General features: G+C 66.2%; 1 protein-coding gene. It reads right to left on the reverse strand.

The genetic code is table 11. The annotated features are described in order from the left end of the window. The coding region (locus CH293_RS27650; RefSeq protein WP_369597580.1) for a DUF222 domain-containing protein at positions 1–1,546 on the reverse strand (1,546 nt) is incomplete at its 3' end. Positions 1,547–1,613 lie beyond the last annotated feature (67 nt).

Consider the following 1,613-nt stretch of genomic DNA (forward strand, 5'->3'; position numbering starts at 1 on the left):
TGGTGGTGGGTCTGCGTTTGCGGGGTATGTGGGGGATGAGTGATTGTGCGGTGAGGTCGGTTGTTCCGTAGGTGTTTCCGGGGAGGGTGACTGCGGTGGTGCCGGAGTTCGATTGCCAGTGTTCGGCGGCTCCGGCGAGCATGGTGGGTGTCCAGGCGCCCATGGTTTTGAGGGAGTGGTGGTATCTGCAGAGGCAGTGGAGGTTGGTGAGGATGGTCCAGCCGCCGCGGGTGGGGTTGTGGTGGTCGAAGGCGATGACGTGGTCGATTTCGCAGCCGGCTGCGGGGATGTCGCATCCGGGGTGGCGGCAGGTGCGGTCGCGGTGTCGGACGAGGTCTGCGAGCGCGGTGCCGGGTCGGTAGGTCAGTGCGCCGGGTGGTGGGGTGGTGAGTCCGCCGTGGCCGTCGGGGTAGAGCGGGACTGCGAGTGCGGGGTTGGTGGTGAGTGCTTTCTCGAGTGCGGCGATGAGGGTGTATCGGCCTTCGTACTGTCCGGCCGGGGTGTCGGTGTCGGTGTTGGTGGGTGTGCGGGTCGGGTGTGGGGCCGGGGGTGTGGGGAGGTCGAGTCCGCGGCGTCGTCGGCCGCGTCCGAGTGGATGGAAGGTCGGGTGTGCGGTGGGGCGTGGTGTGCGTGTGGGCTCGGGATCTGTGTCTCGTGCGTCGCTGTTGTTGTCGGGGTTGGGGTTGGGGTTGGTGATGTGGCCTAGTTCGTGGGCGAGGTCGAGGGCTTCGGTGATGAGGATTTGCAGGTCGCTGTTGTGGGCTAGTTGTCGGGCGTAGTCGGCGTCGATGGTGCCGTGGTCGGCGAGGTAGGCGGGGAGGTCGGCGAGGTGCAGGAGGGTGTCGATGTCGATGGTGACGGTGGTGAGGGGTCGGCGGCGGTCGGGGGGTTCGGGGTTGGCGGTGCAGGGGTGGTTGTCGTCGGGTTCGCAGGTGCAGGCGATGTGGGTTTCGCTGTGCATGAGGGCGGTGTAGGCGGCGGCGCGGCGTTGTCCTCGGGTGCGGGGGTCGCGGGGGCAGAGGGTGTCGGCTACTTCGTTGATGCGTTGCCAGCTGGCGGCGGCGTCTGCGGCGTCGAGGTTGGCTTCGATGGTGGCGATCATGTCTTTGTCGCGGTATTTCACGCCGGTCAGGCGGGTGAGGTCTGTGCGTAGTTGTGCTGCTTCCTCGGGTGCGCAGCGGTGCATGATGGTGTTGATTTCGGTGGCGAGTGGTCCGGGGGACAGGTGTAGGGCGGCGGTGAGGATGTCGGTTTGTGCGTGTTCGACGGCGGGGGTGCTGTAGGGGGCGGTGAGGCGGTGGATGGCGCGTACTCGGGGTAGGTCGAGGTCTCCGGCGTCGAAGGCTGCTTTGATGTGGGGAGGCGTAGGCGCAGGTCCATTCCGATGTCGGAGTAGGTGTCTGCGACTGTTTTGGAGCAGCCGAGTGCGGCTGCGGTTTCGGAGGCTGCGTAGTTGCCGGCGTCGGTGATGCGTTCGCCGATGTGGATGGTTTGTTCGATGCAGGTTTCCCAGATGCGTGCGGCGTGGGCGACTTTGCGTGCGCAGGCTTTGTTTTCTTCTCTGGCTGCGTCGGTGAGTTCGGTCAGGAGTGTTGGGTCGATGGTGGGTGGTG

Source organism: Rhodococcus sp. 14-2470-1b, from assembly GCF_002259415.1.
Lineage (GTDB): Bacteria > Actinomycetota > Actinomycetes > Mycobacteriales > Mycobacteriaceae > Rhodococcoides.